Genomic DNA, 20612 nt, shown 5'->3' with positions numbered 1-20612 from the left:
TCAGCGCTTCCCACCTTGCAATTCTGGTTGATGTTGGCCCACTCATATTATAAATAGGATGACCATACAAGGGCATTCTCGCCGCGCTGAACGCGCGGGTTTCAGGCATGACATCGCAGGCCATCACGATCAAAAGCGTCCAGGCGTTTTGCTACCGCTATCCGCTGTCGACGCCTGTCGTCACGTCATTCGGCAGGATGTTGAGCAGGCCCGCGGTGTTTGTTCGCGCCGAGGACGCAGACGGTATTGTCGGATGGGGCGAGGTCTGGTGCAATTTTCCCTCGCCAGGGGCCGAGCATCGCGTGCGCCTCGTCAACGAGGTGCTGGCGCCAGCCGCAGTCGGCGTCGCTATCGATCGGCCGACGGAGCTGTTCGAAAGATTGACGTCGGGCACGTCCGTTCTTGCGCTGCAATCCTGCGAGGCCGGGCCGTTCGCGCAATCGATTGCAGGCATCGACCTTGCGATTTGGGATCTCTACGCACGACGCCGGAAAACGGCGCTGTGGAAAGTGCTCGGCGGGGGGCGAAGCAGGATCAAGGTCTATGCAAGCGGGATCAATCCCGCCGGCTCGCGCGCGATGGCAGAAGCGGCGCTAGCAAGGGGACATCGCGCGCTGAAGCTGAAGGTGGGTTTTGCGCCGGAAACCGATCGCGCCAATTTGTCCGCGTTGCGCGATCTGCTTGGCGCGGGATTGTTGGCGGCGGACGCCAACCAGGCATGGTCGGTCGAGCAGGCGCTGGAAACAGCGCCGCTGTGGAGAGATTTCAGTCTCGCCTGGCTCGAGGAGCCGATCCGCGCGGATCGGCCTTGGCAGGAATGGGTGACGCTTGCCGCCGGAGCAGGTATTCCGCTTGCGGCGGGAGAGAACATCGCGAGCCGCTCCGGCTTCGCACAGGCGCTCACGGGAAGTACGTTGTCCGTCGTGCAGCCGGATATCGCAAAGTGGGGCGGGCTGTCGGCTTGTGCGGACGTTGCGCATGACATCATCAAGGCCGGCAAGACGTTTTGCCCGCATTATCTCGGCGGCGGCATCGGCCTGCTCGCGTCGGCGCATCTTTTGGCGGGCGTCGGCGGCGACGGACTTCTGGAAGTCGATGCGAACGATAACCCGCTGCGTGAGCGGTTTTGCGGTCCGGTTCGCGATGTGCGCGACGGCATGATCACGCTGGGCGATGAACCAGGCCTCGGATTCGAGCCGGATCTAGCCGAGATAGAACAGTATCGGACCGCCTAACATGACCGCGCGAGGTTACGACTACATCATCGTCGGCGCCGGTTCGGCGGGCTGCGTCGTGGCGAACCGCCTGTCGGTCGACCCGTCGTGTCGTGTGCTGCTCCTGGAAGCCGGTGGCTCTGACCGGAATTTCTGGCTGAAGCTTCCGGTTGGGTACTATCGCGCGATTTACAACGAACGCTTTTCGAGGTTGTTCAAGACGGAGCCGAGCGAAGGCAGCGGTGGTCGATCGATCGTGTGGCCACGCGGCCGCGTGATTGGCGGGTCCTCCTCGATCAACGGCCTGATCTTCATCCGTGGCCAGCACGAGGATTTCGACGATTGGGAGCGCCTTGGCGCGACCGGCTGGAGTTACCGCGAGCTGCTGCCCTATTTCCGGCGCTACGAGCGCTATCGCGGCGGCGACAGCCAATATCACGGCGGCTTCGGCGAATTCGAGGTATCGGAGCTGCGCAACGACAATCCGGCGTCGGCAGCGTGGGTGGAGGCGGGCGTCGAATACGGCCTGCCGCGCAATCCCGACTTCAACGGCGAGACGACGTTCGGGGTCGGCAGCTACCAGCTCGGGATCGGCCGGCACTGGCGCAGCAGCTCGGCATCGGCATTCCTGCACCCGATCTCTGCGCGTCCGAATCTCACGATCATTGCGGGGGCGCTGGTCAGCAAGGTCGTCTTCCGGGGTCAGAAAGCGATTGGTGTGGAGTGGATCAAGGACAAGCTGGCTGCTTCTGCATCCGCCGATCGCGAAGTGATCCTGTCTGCAGGTGCGTTGCAGTCGCCGCAGCTCCTGCAACTGTCCGGTATCGGTCCGGCCGATCTGCTTCGTCGCCACGGCATACCGGTCGTGGCCGACCTGACCGGGGTCGGCGAAAACCTGCAGGATCACTATCAGGCGCGCCTGATCGTACGGCTGAGAGAGCGGATCTCGCTGAACGACCAGGTTCGCAACCCCGTTGCGCTCGCGACAATGGGATTGCAGTGGCTGTTTGCGGGGCGCGGCCCGCTCACGGTCGGGGCCGGGCAAGTCGGCGGTGCGGCCTGCACCGAACACGCCGTCCGCGGACGACCCGACGTGCAGTTCAACGTCATGCCGCTGTCGGTCGACAAGCCCGGCGATCCGTTGCACAGCTACTCCGGCTTCACGGCCTCGGTCTGGCAGTGCCACGGCCGGTCGCGGGGACGGCTTGCGATCCACTCGGCTGATCCGTTCGATCAGCCGCGTATCGCGCCGAACTACTTCTCGGAAGAGATCGACCGCAAGACCATCGTTGCCGGACTTAAGATCCTGCGCGAGATCTACCAGCGGAAGGCGTTTCGGTCGCTATGGGACGTCGAGATGGTACCGGGCGAGGCCGCCCGCGATGACGCCGGGTTGTGGGAGTTCGCGCGCAACACCGGCGGCACGGTCTTTCATTGCGTCGGTACGTGCCGGATGGGGAGCGACGATCAGTCCGTGGTCGATCCGCGATTGCGGGTACGCGGCGTCGACGGGCTGCGCGTTATCGATGCGTCTGTCATGCCGCAGATCACCTCCGCCAATACCAATGCGACCAGCCTGATGATCGGCGAACGGGGCGCGGCCCTCGTTTTGTCCTGATCGAATATCCTGATGCGGGGAGCGCGATGGAATTGAATTCCGAGAGTCACGTTCCAAAATACGCGCAGATCGCGGACATCTTCCGCCAGCGCATTGCGCGCGGCATCTGGGCCAAGGGCTTGCGGTTGCCGGCCAACGAGGAGCTGGCCGCTGAATTCGGCGTCTCCCGGGTGACAATTCGGCAGGCCGTCGATCTGTTGTCGCGCGAGGGCGTCATCGAAGCCCAGCAGGGGCGCGGCACCTTCGTCACGGGCACGGTGAAGCAGGACCGCTGGCTCAAGGTCGAGACGACTCTGTCGGACCTTGCCGAGATGTACCGGGATACGTCGCCCGAGATCATCAATATTTCCGAGAGCCGCACCGACGCCCCGCTGCTGCCGGAAGACGGCAAGCCCGCCTCGAGATACGTCTTCATGCGGCGCGTTCATTCGCGCCAGAAGGAGCCGTATTGCGTCATCTCGATCTATTTGGACGAGAAGATCTTTCGCCGCCATCCGAAGCGCTTCCGGAACGAGACGGTGATCCCGATCCTGAGCGACCTCCGCGATCCCGAGATCGCGCGCGCGCGGCAGACCCTGACGATCGGAACGGCCGATCTCGAGGTCGCACGGCTTCTCAAAGTGCCGCTGAATTCGCCCGTCGCCGAGGTCCGCCGGGTGTTCTCCAGCGCGGATCACACGGTGATCTATCTGGGCGAGGTGACCTATCGCGGTGACTTCGTTCGCATCGATATGGATTTGCGGCCGTAGCGCCAGCTACGCCGTGCGGAAGAACAGCTCCTCGTTGCGGCGCTCGAGTTCTTCGCCGTATGTCCGCAGCACATGGGATTCGCTGACGATCCCGATCGCGGCGCGGTGATCGCTGCGGTCGATCACCGCCAGCGCGTCGGCCTCGCTGCGTGCGAACATCTTCATGATGTCGCGGATCGAGGCGCCGGGCAGCAGGAATTCGTCGGCCTGCCGCGCCAGGGCCGTAAGGGTGAGATCGTCCTGGGCTGCGGCCGAGTAGAGGTCGGCCGAGGTGACGATGCCGGCGTACGAACCCTTGGGATCGCGCAGCACGATCTGCCGGACCTGCGCCGGCGAGAAGGTCTTTTGGGCCTCCGCGATCGGCATCGTGCTGAGCGCGCTTTCGAAATCGGTGCGCATCAGCGACGCTGCGCTGAGTTGCCGAACCCAGCCGACGTCCTGCGGGCCGCGGATCACTTCACCGCGCAGATGGAAGCGCCAGGTCGCGAAGCTGTAGCCGAACAGCTCACGAACGATCAGCGCGCAAACCGACGAGGCGACCACGGCGCCGACCGTGACCGAGAAGTCGCCGGTGATCTCGAGTGCGAGACAGACCATGCTGAAGGGCGCACCGAGAACGCCGGTCCCGAATGCGGCGAGTGCGGCGATGGCCGCGGTTCCCGGCTGCAGGGCGATCCCCGGCAGAAAGCCGGTCGCCACGATGCCGTAGAGCTGGCCGAGCAGTGCACCCAGCAGAAGCGATGCAAAAAACAGTCCGCCGCGGAACCCGGATCCGAGCGAGACTGCGGAGGCAGCCATCTTGAACAGGATGGTCGTCGTCAACAGCAGCCATGTGGGATTGCTGACGAGCAGAATCTGCATCGCGCCGTGGCCTGCGCCAAGCACGGTCGGCGTGAGCAAAGCGAGGCTTCCGAGCAGCGCGCCGCCGAGCACCGGCCGCAATGTGCCCCTGAAAATCGAGATGCGCTGAAAGCAACGCTCGGAGAAGGCTACCCCCAGCATCATCAGAATGCTGGCGAAGGCGCAAAGGATACCGATGACGACGCTTTGCCCAACCATCTCGACTGACACCGGCGAGGGGAAGCCGGGGACCATCAGGAAGGATTGATGGGTCAAATGGCGCGCCACGAGCCAGGACGTGACCGCGCTGGCGATCACCGGTACCAGCCCTGCAGACGTATAGGCGCCGAGCACGACCTCGAACGCGTAGAACGCGCCGGCCAGCGGGGCCGAGAACGCCGCGCTGATCGCGCCGGACGCGCCGCAGGCCACCAGCAGCCTCATATCGTTGCGGCGGGCCGCCAACCGTTGCCCGATATGCGAGCCGAACATCGAACAGATCTGGGTATAGCCGGCCTCCAGGCCGACCGAGCCGCCGAACCCGTTCGACAGCAGCGTTTGCAGGGAGATCAGCAGGCTCCCTCTGAACGAGAGGCGTCCGCCATACAGGGCGTTGGCCTCGATCGCGTCGGCGAGCTGCTGCCCCTTGACGCGCTTGGCGAAGAACAGCGCGATCGCGGCCAGCACGACGCCGCCGATGGTCGGAATCAGCAGAGTGCGCTGCCAGGATATGACGCCGGTCGCGCTGAGATGTGCGTCCAGCGGAATGTCGAACAGGAACGAATGTGTGGCCTGGCTCAGATAGGAGATCGTTGCAACGAGCAGCCCCGACAGCAACCCGATCACGATGGCGACCGCGACCAGGCCGGTTTCCCGGTTGCGGACGTAGTTGCGCAAGGCGGCGGGCAGCAGATAAACCGCTGCCGCTGGGTTCTTGGGCGTATTGACCGGCGACGTGATCGTCATGCTGCGCCTTCGACACCGGAGCGCTCGACGTGAAACCCAATCTTGCAGGTCAAGCCGTCCGGCGTGTCGGCGCTTCGTGCCGCAATGCGGTACCGGTTGCAACAGGATTCATGGCACAAGAGTGAGGCGCCTCGCAAAAGTCCCGATTGGCGTCGTATCGGTGTTCCATTGGGATATGCGGTTGAAGCGGTCGCCCTTGCGTCCCAGGACTGGCTGCGGACGACGAGATTGTGCCAGATGGCCAGCAAATTGCTGCTGGTCCGCCTGCGAGTCCGATGGCGACTAACGGGCGTGCCAATGGTAACCCAACTCAGCAAACAACCACGAAAAGCGGGAAATGCCCATGTCGGAGAAGGTCGCGGTCATCGGAATGGGACAGATGGGATCCGGGATGGCGGGGCGCCTGAAAGAATCCGGCGTCGACGTTGTTGGTTACGACGTCAGCGCCGACCAGCGGGCTCGCCTCGCCAAGGACGGCTTCCGGATGGCGTCGAGCATTGCGGAGGCGCTGGACGGCCGGACGCTGGTGTTGACGAGCCTGCCTGATCCCAAGGCCGTGACCGAGGCCTGGCTCGGCGCCGAGGGAATCGTCGCACACGCCGCCAAGGGCACGTTGTGCATCGAGCTCAGCACCATCGATCCGCAGACGATGCGCCAGGCTGCCGGCGCCGCTGCCGCGCGTGGCATCGCCGTCGTCGATTGTCCCGTCAGCGGCAGCCCCAACGAGGCGCGCGCCGGCAAGCTGATCCTGATCGCGGGTGGTGAAGAGGCAGACGTGAAACGGGCCGAACCCATCCTCAAGCTGCTCGGTACCGACTGGAAGTACACAGGTCCCGTCGGCACAGCGAAGGTCGTCAAGATCGTCAACAACATGATGTCGATGGGCAATGTGCTGGTTGCCGCGGAAGCCTTCGCCCTCGGAGTGGCTGCCGGTGTCGAGCCGGAGAAGCTCTACGACGTGCTGTCGGTGAGCGGCGGCCGCTCGCACCATTTCACCAAGCGCTTCCCGAACGCGCTGAAGGGTGATTTCTCACCGGGCTTCAAGATGGAGCTTGGCGAGAAGGACTTGGCGCTCGGCGTCGAGCTCGGACGAATGACCCGGATGCCGACGCCATCGGCGTCGGCTACTCGCGAGCTCTATGCACTCGCGCTGGCCGAGGGCTTTCGCGGTCAGGATATCGTCGCGTTGCTGGCCATGTACCAGAATTGGGCCAAGCCGTCCTGACGCGACAAGGGCGGAGCGGCAAGGCGGCGGGCCGCCGCGTCGCGATGTCGGCCTGCCGCAACTGCTGTCGCCTACCGTGGTTCTTCCCGAGGGCAGCTATTTGATCCGCGCCGACCGCATCGAGGGAGGAGCTGAGACACCAGCCCACTGTCATCGCGGTCCTTGCATTCGCCGGCCGAGCGAGGCCAGTTGCTAGGGCAAAAGGCTCTATGCTCGTGAATTCTCGACAGGCGGATCCTGCACGCCGTAGCTGCCGAATGCGGCGGCGGTCTCGCTGATCTCCGCCTCGTTCAGCAGCACCGGCCCACCGATTGCCAGAGTGAGATAATACTGCCGGGCGATCGTCTCGAGCTCAACGGCCAGCCACATCGCCTTGTCCAGCGATGCCCCCGTTGCGATCATCCCGTGGTTGGCAAGCAGGCAGGCGGTTCGATTGTCGAGGGCCTTGAGCGCATGCTCGGACAACTCCTTGGTGCCAAACCTCGCATAGCCGGCGACACGCACGTTCATGCCGCCGAATGCCGCCATCATGTAGTGGCACGCCGGGATTTCCTTGCGCGCGATCGCCAGCACGGTGGCGTAGGTCGAATGGGTGTGGACGATGCCTCCAACATCGGGCCGCGCCTTCATGATGTCGAGGTGGAAGCGCCATTCGGTGGAGGGCTTGAGCGGGCCCCTCCATGATCCGTATTCGCCGTCGATCGGCATCGCCGCAATCATGTCGGGGGTCAGCGACTCGTAAGGCGTTGCGGACGGCGAGATCAGCATGGTGTTGCCATAGCGCGCCGAGATGTTCCCGGACGTCCCCTGGTTCAGCCCGGTGGCATTCATCCAGCGGCATTTCGCGATGATTGCCTCGCGCAGCTGAAGTTCGGTGTTGGTCATGATAGGCTCCTGGAAATCGGCGCGGGCTGCGCTCAATATTTTTGCCGGGTCGGCGTGATGCAGATCTCCTGCACCAGCGCATTTTGCGGGAGGTTGTAGGCATCAAGGATGAGCTTGGCGACGTGCTCGGCCCCGATGCCGCCGCCGATGGCCGCCTTGTTTGCCTTGTAGTTGGCGAGCGTCCCCGGATCCTTCACGCCGTCAAGCACCTCGGTCTCAATGATGCCGGGCGAAATGACGAGGACGCGGACGTCGTAGCTGGACAGGTATTCGCGAAGGCTCTCCGAGACGCCGTGCACGAAGTACTTGGTGCCGCAGTAGACCGTATGATCGGGATAGACCTTGCGTCCCGCGATCGAGCTCATCATCACGAGCGTGCCGTGGCGCCGCTCCATCATGCCCGACATGACGGCGTGGACGCTGTTCATGACGCCATTGACGTTGATGGCGATCATTTCATCCCAGTCGGCCGGGTCCTGTTTGCCGATATCCGCCAGCCGGGCAACGCCGGCATTGGCGAACATCATGTCGACCGGGCCGAACTTTGCTTCGGCGTCCCGCACCGCGGCGGCCAGCGCCGCGCGATCACGCACGTCTACCTGCCGGCAAACTGAATCGGGCAGGCGCATGGCATCCAGCCGCTCGATCCGGCGGGCCATCAGCAGAACAGGGTGGCCCGCTGCCGAGAAGGCGCGGGCGGTCGCTTCTCCAATACCTGAACTGGCACCGGTCACGGCGATCAACGGTTTCGCAGTCATGTCACAGCCCTCCCATCAAAGTTCGCCTTGCGCAAATGCCTCCAGCGTTCCGGCATCTGCCGCAATGTCGAGGAACGAAAAGCGGTTACGCATCTCCCGGCAATGCATGATCGCTTCGCGATAGAGATCCACGGGCACGCCGAGTTCGGCAGCGGTCGTGGCGCCGCCGGCGGCCGATAACAGCCGCTTCATCTCGCCGACCGGAATCGTGAAGGCGGCGAGCTCACGGCGAAGCTCCGGCCACACATTCTCGAGCCTGCGGTTGAATGCGCTGGCTCCTTCACGGTCGAAAGCCTTCTGCTTCAACTCAGCCACGCATTGGGAGGCGACTTCGTCGCCAAAACGGCGCTTCATGCCGGCTATGTCGATGTTCGTCGCGTGAACCGAAAGCGGCCGGTCGGCGGCGAGCATCTGCTGCTGCAGCCGCGCCATGCTCAATGACGCGATGCCCACCTGCTGGCCGTGCAGGCTGCCCGGATGCCGTTCGCCTGCAAAGCAATCGATGTAGTGGGAGATCTGATGTTCGCCCATCGAGCCATGGTGCGAAACCCCGGTGAAGGAGATGCCGAGGCCGCACAAGGTTAGCACACGATAGAGATACCCCATCGCCTCGATGTCGCCTTTGGGCAGATTCCCGGCGCGCTTGTTGAGCTCGACTTCATCGGCGGCCTGGATTGTGTAGGGCTCCTGGAAGTAGGCCGTTCCCAATAGCCGATGCGACATCCACCAATCGGTCTGTGCGACCGAACGGGCCAGGCAATCCGCGAAACCGGAGGCGGCGAGGTGAGGCGGCGCCGCGGCGGACACCTTGAGGTCCACGAAGAAGCCGGCAGGCGTGTGCGAGGGCAGCGACACCTTCAAGCCGCTGTCAAGCGTAAGCGAAGCCGTGGAGGAGGTATAGCCGTTCATCGAGGCGGCGGTGGCAAAGACGCAATAGCGCCGGCCGTCCAAGCCCGTAACATACTTGCAGAGATCGTTGACCGTACCGGATCCGACGGCGACGACGGCATCGAATCCGCGCAGCTTCTCCGTAAGGCTGCGAACCTCGGCCATGTCGGCGTGGGGATGATCCAGCACGATGGCCTCGATCGGACCGAGTTCGCGCAGCGCCCTGGCGATGCGCGCCCCCATCGCCGCGTAGGTTGCCTGGTCGGCGACCACGGCAAGGCGATGCCCCAATTTCAGGGATGCGACCAGTTCAGCCTCACGACCCTCGAGGCTGTCTTCGATCACGATGGAATCGTAGGGCACCTTTACCGGCGCGCCGGTGAGCGGATTGATCCAGCGGCCAGCCACCAGATCGTCGATCAGCGCGGTCCAGTTGTGCTTTGGCATCGGCAAATCCCGCGCCGCACCATCGGCGTCGCGCCCTGATCGTGACATTTGACAAAACGTATTGGCAATTAACCGGGATGATTGACAATTGTCAACACGGTGTGCATTTTGTGAATGTCGATGCTGAGGCCGGATCGCTGATGACCAGAACGCTGCAACGCCAAGTGACGCCGCCGCGGATCAAGCGCAGGGCGCTGTCGATTCCGGCGGAGTTTGACAGCGATCCTGTCGTGTGGGCGGCGTGGCTCTATTACGAAGAGGGCATGACGCAGGAGGAGGTTGCCGATCAGCTCGGCGTCTCGCGTGCTTCGGTGGTGAACTTCCTGCAAGAAGCGCGCGACCGCAACATCGTCACGATCGCGGTCTCGTCGCGGCACCTGCAGACCATCGGCCTTGGGCGCGAGCTGGCCGATGCGTACGGGCTCACGAGCTGTCTCGTTGTGCCTGACGACGGAGGCCGCTTACCGGTGCACGAGCGGATCGGCATGGCCGGCGCGCGTCTCCTGATCGAGCGGCTGCAGCCCGACGATGTGCTCGGGGTCTCCTGGGGCCGCACCGTACAGGCGCTGTCGGCGTCGCTGCCCGAAATGAAGCTTCCCGGCGTGACCGTCGCCCAGATTACCGGCTGCTCGATCGGGACCACGGAATTTTCGCCGGAGCTGTGCACGTCCAACATCGCTAACCGCCTTGGGGCGCGTTGCGTCAACCTGCATGCGCCCGGCATCGTGTCGACCGCCCAGATCAAGCGCCTGTTCATGCAGGAGCCGGCATTGGTCGAGACCTTCAAGATCATCCACTCGAGCAACAAGGTGCTGTTCGGTGTCGGCAGCGTCGACGACGCCGGCACCGCGATGCGCAGCGGCTACATGACGCCGGAGAAGATTGCGCCGTACCTGGCGCGCGGCGCCGTCGGCGTTGTGAGCGGGCGCTTCATCGACAGGGAAGGGAAGCCGATCCTGGGCGCGCTCGACAACCAGATGATCGGCCTGACCCTCGACGAGATCGCCAAGGTGCCCGAACGTATCTGCATTGCTGGCGGCAGCGACAAGATCGATGCAGTCTATGCTGCGCTCAACAATAACTATGCAACAATTCTGGTCACGGACGTAGCGACAGCAAGGGCGCTGGTGCCGCGTGCGGGCCGGTCTCACCGATCCGGAGTATTACGCCGGCCCTGAAGCGAAAAAGCGAACCGGGCCGACAGAGCCCGGCGCCGAGAGAAAAGCAATGCGCGAGGAAACGTCAATGGTTTCGCACCATGCGCAGAGTCTGGCTGTCGACGTGCAGGTATCGAGCACGACGCGGCGCAGCGTCTGGCCACGGTTTCTGACCTCGGAACACCCGTTCCCGTGGCTGGCGCCGATTACCGCGCTGCTTCTGGCATTCGGTGTTTATCCGCTTCTGTATGCGCTGTGGCTCTCGTTCTTCAAGCGCAATCCGATCACGCGTATGAACGTCTTCAATCCGACCTGGAATTGGGGAAAGCTGCTCGCCGATGAACGGGTATGGGGCGCGATCGGGCACACCTATCTTTACACGATCACAGCCCTGCTGATTGAACTTTGCCTTGGCCTCGCCATCGCTCTGCTGCTCGACAGCGACCGGAAGGGGTACGGATCGCTCCGGGCGCTGATGACGCTGCCGCTGGTGGTGCCGCCCGCGGTCACCGGCATGATGTTCCTGCTGATGCTGGACGGGTCTTTCGGCGTGTTGAGCATGGGCCTGGTTTCGCTCGGACTCTGGCCACCGCAGTATCCCATACTTGCCTCCAGCGGTTCGGCACTGGCCGGCATTCTGCTCGCTGACATCTGGCAGTGGACGCCCTTCATGGTGCTGATCATGCTCGCCGGGCTTCGCGCCTTGCCGAAGGAGCCTTTCGAGGCCGCCGCGATCGACGGAGCGACCCCGAGCCAGGCCTTCTTCCGTCTGACCCTGCCGATGCTCTCCAGGATCATTGCGCTCGCCGTTCTGATCCGTGGAGTCGATCTGTTCCGCATCTATGATTACGTGAAGGTGATGACGGACAGCGGACCAGGCACCGCCACCGAGACCCTGACGTCCTACGCCGGCACCATCTACTTCAAGAACGCGGACTTTCCCTATGCCTCGACGATCTCGCTATTCACGCTGCTCCTCGTGATCGTCACTTCAAGCATCTTCATCAAGCTGTTCAAGGTGCGGTTCTGATGCAGGAAACGTTTTGGCAGAAGCGGTTACGTGACGTGGCTGCGGTGCTCGTGGTCGGCGTGTTCATGTTCCCGCTGTTCTGGTGGGCGTTGACATCGTTCAAGCCGACCTCGGCGATCTTCAACAAGGATGAGATCGTCTGGTTTAACTTCAAGCCGACGCTGGTGAACTATGCCGTGACGATGCTCGGCAAGTCACGGGCGGAACTTGCAATCGAGTCCGGAAATACATTTGGGGTCGGAGGTGCAAGTTCCTATGACAGCCGTCAAACCATCATCGACTCGCTGATCATAGCGGTGGGAGCGACCGCGTTGACGGTGCTGCTGGCCGTGATCGCGTCCTACGCGTTGTCGCGGATGCGGTTCCGCTGGCGGCAGGCCTATCTGAACTGGATCCTGTCGCAGCGCTTCATGCCGCCGATCGCGATCATCGTGCCGGTCGTCTTCATGTTTCACTACATGTCGCTGCTCGATACGCGGCTCGGCCTGATCTTCGTGGATACGTTGATTAATCTGCCGATCGCCGTGCTCTTGATGAAATCGTTCTACGATGACGTTCCTGTCGACGTCGACGAGGCCGCCATGATCGACGGCGCCTCGCGATTGCAGATTTTCTGGCGCGTCGTCTTGCCGATGGTGAAGGGCGGTGTCGCGGCCACCGCCGTCCTTTGCTTCATCTTCTCGTGGACGGAATTCCTGCTGTCGCTGTTCCTGACCAATTCGATACGAACCTTGCCGGTCAAGATCACGACATTTGTCACGTCGACCGGCTCGGAATGGGGCTTCATCGCTGCCCTCGGCACGACGGCCGTGATCCCGAGCTTCATCTTCATCTTGCTCGTCCAGAAGCAGCTTGTGCGTGGCCTAACCCTCGGATCTCTCAAGGAGTAGGCGTACGGACCGGGACTACAAGTCAATAAAACATCGGGAGGAGTATCGAATGAGTTTCAAGAAATTCGACCAGCAGACATTCATCGTCGACACGGCAAACGCCTATACTAACCGGCAAATCTCCAAGCGCGAATTCCTGCGCAAGATGGGATTGGCGGGCGTGGGCTTTTCAGCCTTCAGCTTGGGAATGCTTGGCAATCCGCGTGGGCTGCGTAGAGGAAGTATGCTCGGCACCGAGGCGTTTGCCGACGGGCTGCCGGACAACCAGGCCAAATGGCTGAAAGAGGTCGGCAGCAAGTTCAAGGGCGCCAAGATCCGCTATTCGACCGAATCTACGCCGCCGTCGGTGGTGCTCAACCAGATCAAGAAGGAGTTCACCGATCCGACCGGCATCGAGGTCGAGGTCGAGATCGTGCCGCTCGAGCAGGTGCTCGCCAAGGCGACGCAGGACGTGCAGGGGCAACTCGGCTCTTACGACCTATACTACCTCGATCAGTCCTGGATCTCGATGTTCCAGCCCGATTGCGTCGATCCGGTGGCCTACTACAAGGACAAGCCCGAACTGGCGATGCCCGATTTCGATTGGGACGATTTCTCGAAGCCGCTCGTCAAGAATGTCGCCCAGGTCGAAGGACAATGGATGGGCATTCCTTTCGACATCCCGATCTTCACGCTGATGTACCGCAAGGACATCCTCGAGAAGCACAAGATCGCGGTGCCGACGACCTACGAAGACTTCCTCGCGGCGGCCAGGCAGATCTCAGAGGCCGAGAAGGGCAACGGCGTCTTTGGCACCGGCCTGCAGGCTAAGTCCGGGCACTATTCGTTGGAATGCGACTGGAGCCAAGCGGTGTGGGGCCATGGCGGCTCCATCTTCAACAAGAACAAGAAGTTCTCGGGCAATGACGAACAAGGCATTGCCGGATTGAAATGGTACCAGGAGCTCTTGAAAGTCTCGCCGCCGAACTCGACGGCATCGACCTGGGACGGCCAGTTCGAGATGATGCATTCAGGCCAGGTGGCGCTGGTGCAGAGCTGGGACGAATTCTTCCCCGGTCTCGATGCCGACGACTCCAAGGTCAAGGGCCTGTGGGAGCCGGCCAAGCCGCTGACCGCGAAGAAGCTGCGTTCGCCTTCCGACGCCGGCTTCAACGAGCAGCCGAATCTTGGCCATCAGGGCGGCTCGTGCATTTCGTTGTCGAAATACTCCAAGAACAAGGAAGCGGCGTGGATCTTCATGCAGTGGGGTTGCTGCAAGGAGATCATGACGCGCTGCACGCTGCTTGGCGGTTTCGCGCCGATGCGGAACTCGTCGTTTGCTGATCCGCGTGTCAAGGCCAAGGCCAAGGTCGGCCCGGGCACGACACGACATCTCGAAACGGTGAAGTGGGTCATCGACAACGCAATGGCCACGGAGCCGCATATGGCGTTGTGGGCCGGTCTGTCGACCAACGAGATTCCCACCGAACTCGGCAAGCTGCTTACGGGCCAGGCCTATGGCGGCGATCCCCAGAAGTGCATGGATGCGCTGGCGAAGGACATCGACGCCAAAGTGAAGGATGCCGGCCTGCTGTAGGGGCCGCGGAGCAAGAGTTCGCGAAGGCGGCTCGAGTCGCCTTCGCTCCTTTTGAGACGAGACAGTATGACCAAGGACCTGGTGATCGGCATCGACAGTTCGACCTCTGCGACCAAGGCGATCGCCTGGGACCGGAGTGGCCGCGCCGTCGCGGAGGGGCGCAAGGGCATCGGCCTCGCCAATCCGCAGCCGGGATATTTTGAGCAGAACCCGGACGAATGGTGGGATTCGGCAGCAGCCGCCTTGCGCGGTGTCACCGACCAGGTCGGCGCCGGGCGTATCGCTGCGGTCGCGATCTCCAATCAGCGCGAGACCTTCAGTGCGTTCACGGAGGAGGGGGCCGCAATCAGGCCGGGCATGACCTGGCTCGATGAGCGGGCGCGACCCCAGGTCGTGCGCTTCGGCAAATCTTTCGGAGCCGAGCGCGTTCACGCGATTTCCGGCAAGCCCCTCGATGTTCTGCCCTGTCTCTATCGCATGATCTGGATGGCGGAGCAGGAGCCCGAGATCTTTGCGCGCACCGCGCGGTTTGCCGAAGTCCACGGCTATTTGACGCATTGCCTCACCGGTCAATGGCGGACGTCGACGGCATCGGCCGACCCGACCGGCCTGCTCGATATGACAAGCGGCGCCTGGTCTGATGCGATCCTGGATGCTGCGGGCATTGCGATCGAGAAATTGCCAGCACTGGCGCGGCCAGGCGCTCGGATGGGTGAAGTCACGCACGCTGCAGCCGCGTTTACCGGACTGTCTGCCGGAACTCCGGTCATCGCCGGCGGTGGCGACGGGCAGTGCGCGAGCACTGGCGCCGGCGTCACGTCTCCGGGGAGCGCCTACATCAATTTGGGGACCGCAGTAGTTTCGGGAAGCTACGGCCGCAACTATGCCTTTGACCGCGCATTTCGCACGGAGAAGGCCGTATGCGACGATGGCTATATCTACGAGCAGTGCATCCGCACCGGAACATTCTTGATCGACTGGATGGCGCGCGAAATGTTTGGGGTCGATCCGGCGGCTCAGCGGAGCATCTTCAAGGCGCTGGAAGCAGAAGCGGCGAGCTGTCCGATCGGAGCCGGCGGCGTGGTGGTGCTGCCGTACTGGCTCGGTTGCATGACGCCCTACTGGGATCCCTACGCGCGCGGCGTGATTGCCGGATTGTCGGGCTCGACCAGGCGCGGCGCCATCTATCGTGCCTTGCTGGAAGGAATAGCGCTGGAGGTCGCCGGCCAGATCGAAAGGATCGTGGCAGTGACAGGAGGCGAGATTGCGCAGCTCTCGGCCATCGGGGGTGGTTCGGACAGCGATCTCTGGCTCCAGATCCTGGCCGACGCTTCGGGCCGTCCGGTGTGCCGCTCGCCAGCGCGGGAAGCATCGTCGCTCGGAGCGGCGATCGCTGCAGCCAAGGGAGCGGGCTGGTACGGGACTATCGCCGAGGCCACCGCGGCGATGACGAGACCTCCAGCAAGGACATTCCAACCTGAACCCGGGAATGTCGCGCGCTACGCCGAGTTGCGCGCTATCCACGCCGACCTCTGGCCAAAGCTCCTCGACTGGAATGCACGCCTGGCGTCGTTTGCCGAGGGCGTGCCGTCATGAAGCCCATTGCAAGTTTTCCGGACGAGGCCGCTCGCCGCGTCGTCTGCATTCTGACTGACATCGACGATACGCTGACCACCGACGGCCAGCTCCCCGCGGCCTCCTATACTGCGCTGGAGAGGCTGCACGGTGCCGGCCTCGCGGTCGTTCCGGTGACCGGCCGGCCTGCGGGCTGGTGCGACATGATCGCGCGATTCTGGCCCGTCGATGGCGTAATCGGAGAGAATGGTGCGTTCTATTTTCGGCACGACCCGGTGGCGCGGAAAATGGTTCGCAAGTTCATTGCGACCGAGGCCGAGCGCGCCGCCAACCGCCGCAGATTGCTGGCGCTCGGCGAGCGAATTCTGTCCGAAGTGCCGGGCGCGGCGATCTCCGCCGATCAGCTCTACCGAGAGGCTGATCTTGCGATCGACGTGTGCGAGGACGTGCCGCCGTTACCGCGCACTGCGGTCGATAGGATCGTCCGCGTGTTCGAAAGCGCGGGCGGCATCGCCAAGGTCTCCTCCATCCACGTCAATGGATGGTTCGGCCGTTATGACAAGCTGGCCATGACCCGAATCTTTCTGCGCGAGAGACTGGGCCTCGATCTCGACGAGGCGAGGGACCGCATCGTGTTCTGCGGCGACAGTCCGAACGATGCGCCGATGTTCAGCTTCTTCCCTTATGCCTGCGGCGTTGCGAACGTAAGGGATTTCGAAGGCATGATGGCGGCAGCTCCGGCCTTTGTCGCAAGCAAGCGGGGCGCTGAGGGCTTCGTCGAGATTGCCGAGCGAATATTGTCGGCGAGGGCAGGCGTATAGCAGGAAGGTCAAGGCATGGCATCGGTCACGATCAGCAATGTGCGCAAGTCCTATGGCGGGTTCGAGGTTCTACACGGCATCGACCTCTCCATCGCCAACGGCGAATTCGTCGTGCTGCTGGGTCCCTCCGGCTGTGGAAAATCCACATTGCTGCGGATGGTCGCCGGCCTCGAGCAGATCACCTCCGGCCAGATCAGCATCGGCAACGTCGTTGTCAACGAACTGCATCCGAAGGATCGCAACATCGCAATGGTGTTCCAGAACTACGCTCTCTATGCGCATCTGAGCGTGTTCGACAATATGGCGTTCTCGATGCAGCTCAAGAAGCGTCCGAAGGAGGAGATTAGGCGCAAGGTGGAGTGGGCAGCGTCGATCCTCAATCTCACACCCTATCTCGATCGCCAGCCGCGGCAACTGTCGGGCGGTCAACGCCAGCGCGTGGCGATGGGCCGCGCCATCGTGCGCGATCCCTCCGTGTTCCTGTTCGACGAGCCGTTGTCGAATCTTGACGCCAAGCTGCGCGTACAGATGCGCACCGAGATCAAGGAGCTGCATCACAAGCTTTCGACGACCACCGTCTATGTCACGCATGACCAGATCGAAGCCATGACGATGGCCGATACGATCGTGGTCCTGCGCGACGGCAATATCGAGCAGATCGGCAAGCCGCTCGAGATCTATGACCGTCCGACAAATCTGTTCGTCGCCGAGTTTATTGGATCGCCTTCGATGAACTTCCTGACCGGTGAGGTTGCCGCGGAGGCGGGACGCGCCGTCGTGCGTGCCAACGGCGTCACGCTGCCTCTGCCCCCCGGTGCGAACGTCACCGCAGGGCAGGTCGTCAAATACGGGATCCGGCCCGAACATCTCCGGCCAGGCACCGGCAACGAGGGCATCCCCGCCAAGGTTTCCGTGGTCGAGCCGACCGGCCCCGAGATTCACATCTATGCCGACGTCGGTGGGCAGGAGGTCTGCGCCATCACACAAGATCGCCTTGAGCTGTCGCCGGATGACGCGATCAGGTTGGTGCCCGCACTCGACAGGATTCGCCTCTTCGACCCTGCGACAGGCAAGGTCATCAACGGTTCTGACGAGACCAGGCCGCGCACGCTGATGCGGGCCTAGCTGCGCTGGCCGGAGCTCAGACTTCGCCGAATAAATGAGGCGCAACCATAGGCGGGTCAATTGCGGTCCGCTGCCCACGAGCCGACGGCCATCGGCGGATAAGAAGACGGAGGAGAGCATGGTGGATTACGTCATTGTGGGCGCCGGCTCCGCCGGATGCGTCTTGGCAAACCGTCTGTCAGCTGTTCCCGAGAATGACGTCGTCCTGCTCGAGACTGGTGGCAAGGACACCAATCCGTTTATCCACATGCCGGCGGGATATCTCGCCCTGATGAAATCCGGAAGCGTCGACTGGCACTATCACACCGACCCGCAGCCGCATCTGGATAATCGTGTCCTGTTCTGGCCGCGCGGCAAGGTGTTGGGCGGATCGAGCTCCATCAATGGCATGGTCTATATCCGCGGTCATGCGTCCGACTATGACATGTGGGCGCAGCTCGGCAATCGCGGCTGGTCCTATGCCGACTGTCTGCCATACTTCATTCGTTCGGAGGGGCGCGAGGCTGGCGCCGACGATTATCATGGTGGCGATGGTCCGTTGCGGACGAGCCGTCTGCCGGAGTTGACCCATCCGCTGACCAAGGCCTGGTTTGAGGCCGGAAGACAGGCAGGATTTCGTGCCAACGACGATTTCAACGGTGCCGAACTCGAAGGCTTCGGACCTGTCGACAGCACGATTGCGGACAGCAAGCGCGCCAGTGCCGCGCGGTGCTATCTGCATCCGGTCATGAACCGTTCCAATCTCAAGGTGATCACGAAGGCGCTCGTCTCCCGCGTCCTGGTCGAAGGCGGGCGCGCCGTTGGCGTGGAGTATATCAGGAAGGGCCAGGTCCATACCCTGAGGGCGGACCGCGAAGTGATCCTGTCGGGTGGCGCGATCAACTCGCCGCAGTTGCTCCAATTGTCGGGAATTGGCGACGGAGACCACTTGCGGTCGCTCGGCATCAAGGTCATCCATGAGCTAAAGGGGGTCGGACAGAATCTGCAAGACCATCTCGCCTGCGGTGTGAAGCAGCGGTGCACCCAACCGATCTCGTTCCTCAAGCATACCAAGCCGCTGGGGGCCACGAAGGCCTTCATCCAGTACGTGCTGACCAAGACAGGTCCTGCGACGTCACACGGTCTGGAAGCTATGGCATTTCTCAAATCGCAACCCGACCTCGTTGCGCCGGATCTCCAGTTCTTTTTCGTCCTGTTGATCTATGGCGATCATGGCCGCAAGATCGTGAACGAGCACGGCTTCATGGCCTACTTCAATATCGCGCGGCCCGAGAGCCGCGGCAGCATCATGATCAGGTCGGCTGATCCACTGCAACACCCCTCAATCCGGCCGAACTATCTGGAGGCGCCGGAGGATGTGCGCAACATGCGCGACGGCATCAGAATCGGCCGGGAGATCATCGCCCAGAAGGCTTTTGATCCCTATCGTGGGGGCGAGTATGCCCCGGGATCTCGCGCAACGTCGGATGCCGATATAGACAGCTATGTGCGGCAGACCTGCGAGACGATCTATCATCCGGTCGGCACCTGCAAGATGGGTTCCGATCCGCTCGCCGTTGTCGACGAGCGCCTCCGCGTCCGCGGCATTGAGGGATTGCGAGTGATCGACGCGTCCATCATGCCGCGATTGGTCTCGGGAAACACCAATGCGCCGACGATCATGATTGCGGAGAAGGGTGCCGACTTCATCCTCGAACGGCAGCCCCTTGCGGCGGCAGCGCGAGTGGGTGCGGAAGCAAGGCTGCAGGCGAGTCTGTAACGCCGGCTCGTCCTTCGTCAGCATCGAGAGCGAAGGTCGGCCGACGCGGTCAAGTTGAGCGATTGGCGGTCAGTTGCTGGCGATACCGCTCGGCGTCCCAATTGAGCAACGCACGCTCGTTCTCTGCAGTGAGGTAGGTGACCTCAGCATCTGTGGGCAGACGGCTGGTGACCAGTGCAAGACAGGTCAGCATCGCTTCCGCCCCGGGGCTCGCGTCCTTGCGAATGATGCTGCCGACGCCCGGAACGAGAACCGCTACCGGGGGCGGCGCGCCACCCCCCTGCGGCAAATCCGCAGCGTGGAGACTCTTGCCGTCCTGCAAGGTCGGCATTGCCGGCCCCAGGAAGACGACATGATCGGGATAGAGCGAGCCGCGTGTGGCGATCGATAGACTATGACGGTCGATGGCAACGCCATGGCAGCGCGGATCTTCGGGCGCGCGATACTCCGTTCCAGCGCAGATTGCCGCGAGCGCGTTGTGGTCGGCCGTCGGAGCCTCACGTGGCTCTAGTGCCAGCCGCTCTTCAACGTCCGCTACCAGCGCCTCCGCCGCTTCACAGGTTGCTGCACCCACGACGAGTCCGTGGTTGCCGAGGATCAGCACGTCGACGGCGTCCTGCGCAATGGTTTCGCTCACGGCCTGTGCCAGTGGCAATCCCGGATGACAGTAGTCAAGGAAACGCCAGGCCAAGCCGTGGAGCCGCCGCGCGAGCTCAGCGGAGGCGTCGGTCCGCACCGCCCATGCGATGGTGTTGACGGAATGGACATGCAGTACGACTGGATGCGGCATGAGGGCATGGAGCGAGGTTTCGATCGAGGCGCGCAAAGCCGTTTTGACGCCTGGAGCGAGCGGCACGCGCTCGTCGCCTCGCTCCAGCGCAGCGCGTGCAGCGGAAAGCGACACCGGGACGAAGATATCCTTGTCCTTGGCGTCCGCCAGCCAGGTACCGGACGCTTTCACCCAGAGCACGTCGCCGTCCTTGACTGAGGAGTTGCCGCCGGCGCCTTGCACGAGCAGGATGTTCCTGCCGACGCGCGCCGACATGTCACGGAGGTCATCGAGTTGGGCGGGCTGTTGCATGGTTTGGA

At 62.9% G+C, this 20612-nt stretch carries 17 protein-coding genes; 12 read left to right on the top strand and 5 right to left on the bottom strand.

Annotated features, from left to right (window positions below; genetic code table 11):
* Positions 1-107 precede the first annotated feature (107 nt).
* The 3 genes from MTX19_RS24390 to MTX19_RS24380 are packed head-to-tail and all read left to right on the top strand — an operon-like array spanning position 108 to position 3581.
* Positions 108-1235: a mandelate racemase/muconate lactonizing enzyme family protein gene (locus MTX19_RS24390; protein ID WP_280979665.1), complete on the top strand. Its 1128-nt coding sequence runs from the start codon at positions 108-110 to the stop codon at positions 1233-1235.
* A 1-nt stretch (position 1236) separates the two neighbouring features.
* Positions 1237-2832, top strand: a complete 1596-nt coding sequence (locus tag MTX19_RS24385; protein ID WP_280979664.1) for a GMC family oxidoreductase N-terminal domain-containing protein — start codon at positions 1237-1239, stop codon at positions 2830-2832.
* 26 nt (positions 2833-2858) lie between these two features.
* A complete protein-coding gene (locus MTX19_RS24380) occupies positions 2859-3581 on the top strand; it encodes a GntR family transcriptional regulator (RefSeq protein WP_280979663.1) in 723 nt (240 codons plus the stop codon).
* A 6-nt stretch (positions 3582-3587) separates the two neighbouring features.
* Here the strand turns inward: MTX19_RS24380 and MTX19_RS24375 are convergent, their stop codons facing one another.
* Complete coding sequence (locus tag MTX19_RS24375; RefSeq protein ID WP_280979662.1) at positions 3588-5387, bottom strand: chloride channel protein; 1800 nt, start codon at positions 5385-5387, stop codon at positions 3588-3590.
* Between the two features lie 343 nt (positions 5388-5730).
* Here MTX19_RS24375 and MTX19_RS24370 point away from each other — a divergent pair, with 343 nt between their 5' ends.
* Complete coding sequence (locus MTX19_RS24370; protein WP_280979661.1) at positions 5731-6612, top strand: NAD(P)-dependent oxidoreductase; 882 nt, start codon at positions 5731-5733, stop codon at positions 6610-6612.
* 207 nt (positions 6613-6819) lie between these two features.
* Here the strand turns inward: MTX19_RS24370 and MTX19_RS24365 are convergent, their stop codons facing one another.
* Genes MTX19_RS24365 through MTX19_RS24355 form a run of 3 tightly spaced genes read right to left on the bottom strand, consistent with a single transcriptional unit; the run spans position 6820 to position 9590 of the window.
* Entirely contained in the window at positions 6820-7497 is a 678-nt protein-coding gene (locus tag MTX19_RS24365; RefSeq protein WP_280979660.1) for a class II aldolase/adducin family protein, read from the bottom strand.
* A 32-nt stretch (positions 7498-7529) separates the two neighbouring features.
* Positions 7530-8255 carry an SDR family oxidoreductase gene (locus MTX19_RS24360; RefSeq protein ID WP_280979659.1) on the bottom strand — a complete coding sequence of 242 codons (726 nt, stop codon included), beginning with the start codon at positions 8253-8255 and terminating at the stop codon, positions 7530-7532.
* A gap of 15 nt (positions 8256-8270) precedes the next feature.
* Complete coding sequence (locus MTX19_RS24355; protein WP_280979658.1) at positions 8271-9590, bottom strand: iron-containing alcohol dehydrogenase; 1320 nt, start codon at positions 9588-9590, stop codon at positions 8271-8273.
* Between the two features lie 140 nt (positions 9591-9730).
* On the opposite strand from MTX19_RS24355, the gene MTX19_RS24350 reads away from it, so the two are divergent.
* The 8 genes from MTX19_RS24350 (at position 9731) to MTX19_RS24315 (ending at position 19523) form a co-directional block, all read left to right on the top strand.
* Complete coding sequence (locus MTX19_RS24350; RefSeq protein ID WP_280979657.1) at positions 9731-10768, top strand: sugar-binding transcriptional regulator; 1038 nt, start codon at positions 9731-9733, stop codon at positions 10766-10768.
* 67 nt (positions 10769-10835) lie between these two features.
* Positions 10836-11777 carry a sugar ABC transporter permease gene (locus MTX19_RS24345; RefSeq protein ID WP_280979656.1) on the top strand — a complete coding sequence of 314 codons (942 nt, stop codon included), beginning with the start codon at positions 10836-10838 and terminating at the stop codon, positions 11775-11777.
* Complete coding sequence (locus MTX19_RS24340) at positions 11777-12667, top strand: carbohydrate ABC transporter permease (RefSeq protein ID WP_280979655.1); 891 nt, start codon at positions 11777-11779, stop codon at positions 12665-12667. Before MTX19_RS24345 ends, MTX19_RS24340 begins: the two co-directional genes overlap by 1 nt.
* A 49-nt stretch (positions 12668-12716) precedes the next feature.
* A complete protein-coding gene (locus MTX19_RS24335; RefSeq protein ID WP_280979654.1) occupies positions 12717-14243 on the top strand; it encodes an extracellular solute-binding protein in 1527 nt (508 codons plus the stop codon).
* A 66-nt stretch (positions 14244-14309) separates the two neighbouring features.
* Positions 14310-15839: an FGGY-family carbohydrate kinase gene (locus MTX19_RS24330; RefSeq protein WP_280979653.1), complete on the top strand. Its 1530-nt coding sequence runs from the start codon at positions 14310-14312 to the stop codon at positions 15837-15839.
* Positions 15836-16639, top strand: a complete 804-nt coding sequence (locus MTX19_RS24325; protein ID WP_280979652.1) for an HAD-IIB family hydrolase — start codon at positions 15836-15838, stop codon at positions 16637-16639. Before MTX19_RS24330 ends, MTX19_RS24325 begins: the two co-directional genes overlap by 4 nt.
* Positions 16640-16654: 15 nt before the next feature.
* The gene (gene ugpC, locus MTX19_RS24320; RefSeq protein WP_280979651.1) at positions 16655-17764 is read left to right on the top strand and encodes a sn-glycerol-3-phosphate ABC transporter ATP-binding protein UgpC; all 1110 of its coding nucleotides are present in this window, start codon (positions 16655-16657) and stop codon (positions 17762-17764) included.
* 118 nt (positions 17765-17882) lie between these two features.
* Positions 17883-19523, top strand: coding sequence for a choline dehydrogenase (locus MTX19_RS24315; protein WP_280979650.1), 1641 nt, complete (start codon positions 17883-17885; stop codon positions 19521-19523).
* 49 nt (positions 19524-19572) lie between these two features.
* Here the strand turns inward: MTX19_RS24315 and MTX19_RS24310 are convergent, their stop codons facing one another.
* Positions 19573-20604 carry a class II aldolase/adducin family protein gene (locus tag MTX19_RS24310; RefSeq protein ID WP_280979649.1) on the bottom strand — a complete coding sequence of 344 codons (1032 nt, stop codon included), beginning with the start codon at positions 20602-20604 and terminating at the stop codon, positions 19573-19575.
* Positions 20605-20612 lie beyond the last annotated feature (8 nt).

It is taken from the genome of Bradyrhizobium sp. ISRA464 (assembly GCF_029910095.1).
In the GTDB taxonomy this organism is placed as follows: domain Bacteria; phylum Pseudomonadota; class Alphaproteobacteria; order Rhizobiales; family Xanthobacteraceae; genus Bradyrhizobium.
Note: the sequence above shows the minus strand (reverse complement) of the source record. Positions and strands in the feature narration are given on the sequence as shown.

Excerpts from the sequence above, each read along its gene's own strand:
- MTX19_RS24390 (WP_280979665.1), top strand. The coding sequence starts at position 108 with ATGACATCGCAGGCCATCACGATCAAAAGCGTCCAGGCGTTTTGCTAC.
- MTX19_RS24385 (WP_280979664.1), top strand. The coding sequence starts at position 1,237 with ATGACCGCGCGAGGTTACGACTACATCATCGTCGGCGCCGGTTCGGCG.
- MTX19_RS24380 (WP_280979663.1), top strand. The coding sequence starts at position 2,859 with ATGGAATTGAATTCCGAGAGTCACGTTCCAAAATACGCGCAGATCGCG.
- MTX19_RS24375 (WP_280979662.1), bottom strand. The coding sequence starts at position 5,387 with ATGACGATCACGTCGCCGGTCAATACGCCCAAGAACCCAGCGGCAGCG.
- MTX19_RS24370 (WP_280979661.1), top strand. The coding sequence starts at position 5,731 with ATGTCGGAGAAGGTCGCGGTCATCGGAATGGGACAGATGGGATCCGGG.
- MTX19_RS24365 (WP_280979660.1), bottom strand. The coding sequence starts at position 7,497 with ATGACCAACACCGAACTTCAGCTGCGCGAGGCAATCATCGCGAAATGC.
- MTX19_RS24360 (WP_280979659.1), bottom strand. The coding sequence starts at position 8,255 with ATGACTGCGAAACCGTTGATCGCCGTGACCGGTGCCAGTTCAGGTATT.
- MTX19_RS24355 (WP_280979658.1), bottom strand. The coding sequence starts at position 9,590 with ATGCCAAAGCACAACTGGACCGCGCTGATCGACGATCTGGTGGCTGGC.
- MTX19_RS24350 (WP_280979657.1), top strand. The coding sequence starts at position 9,731 with ATGACCAGAACGCTGCAACGCCAAGTGACGCCGCCGCGGATCAAGCGC.
- MTX19_RS24345 (WP_280979656.1), top strand. The coding sequence starts at position 10,836 with ATGGTTTCGCACCATGCGCAGAGTCTGGCTGTCGACGTGCAGGTATCG.
- MTX19_RS24340 (WP_280979655.1), top strand. The coding sequence starts at position 11,777 with ATGCAGGAAACGTTTTGGCAGAAGCGGTTACGTGACGTGGCTGCGGTG.
- MTX19_RS24335 (WP_280979654.1), top strand. The coding sequence starts at position 12,717 with ATGAGTTTCAAGAAATTCGACCAGCAGACATTCATCGTCGACACGGCA.
- MTX19_RS24330 (WP_280979653.1), top strand. The coding sequence starts at position 14,310 with ATGACCAAGGACCTGGTGATCGGCATCGACAGTTCGACCTCTGCGACC.
- MTX19_RS24325 (WP_280979652.1), top strand. The coding sequence starts at position 15,836 with ATGAAGCCCATTGCAAGTTTTCCGGACGAGGCCGCTCGCCGCGTCGTC.
- ugpC (WP_280979651.1), top strand. The coding sequence starts at position 16,655 with ATGGCATCGGTCACGATCAGCAATGTGCGCAAGTCCTATGGCGGGTTC.
- MTX19_RS24315 (WP_280979650.1), top strand. The coding sequence starts at position 17,883 with ATGGTGGATTACGTCATTGTGGGCGCCGGCTCCGCCGGATGCGTCTTG.
- MTX19_RS24310 (WP_280979649.1), bottom strand. The coding sequence starts at position 20,604 with ATGCAACAGCCCGCCCAACTCGATGACCTCCGTGACATGTCGGCGCGC.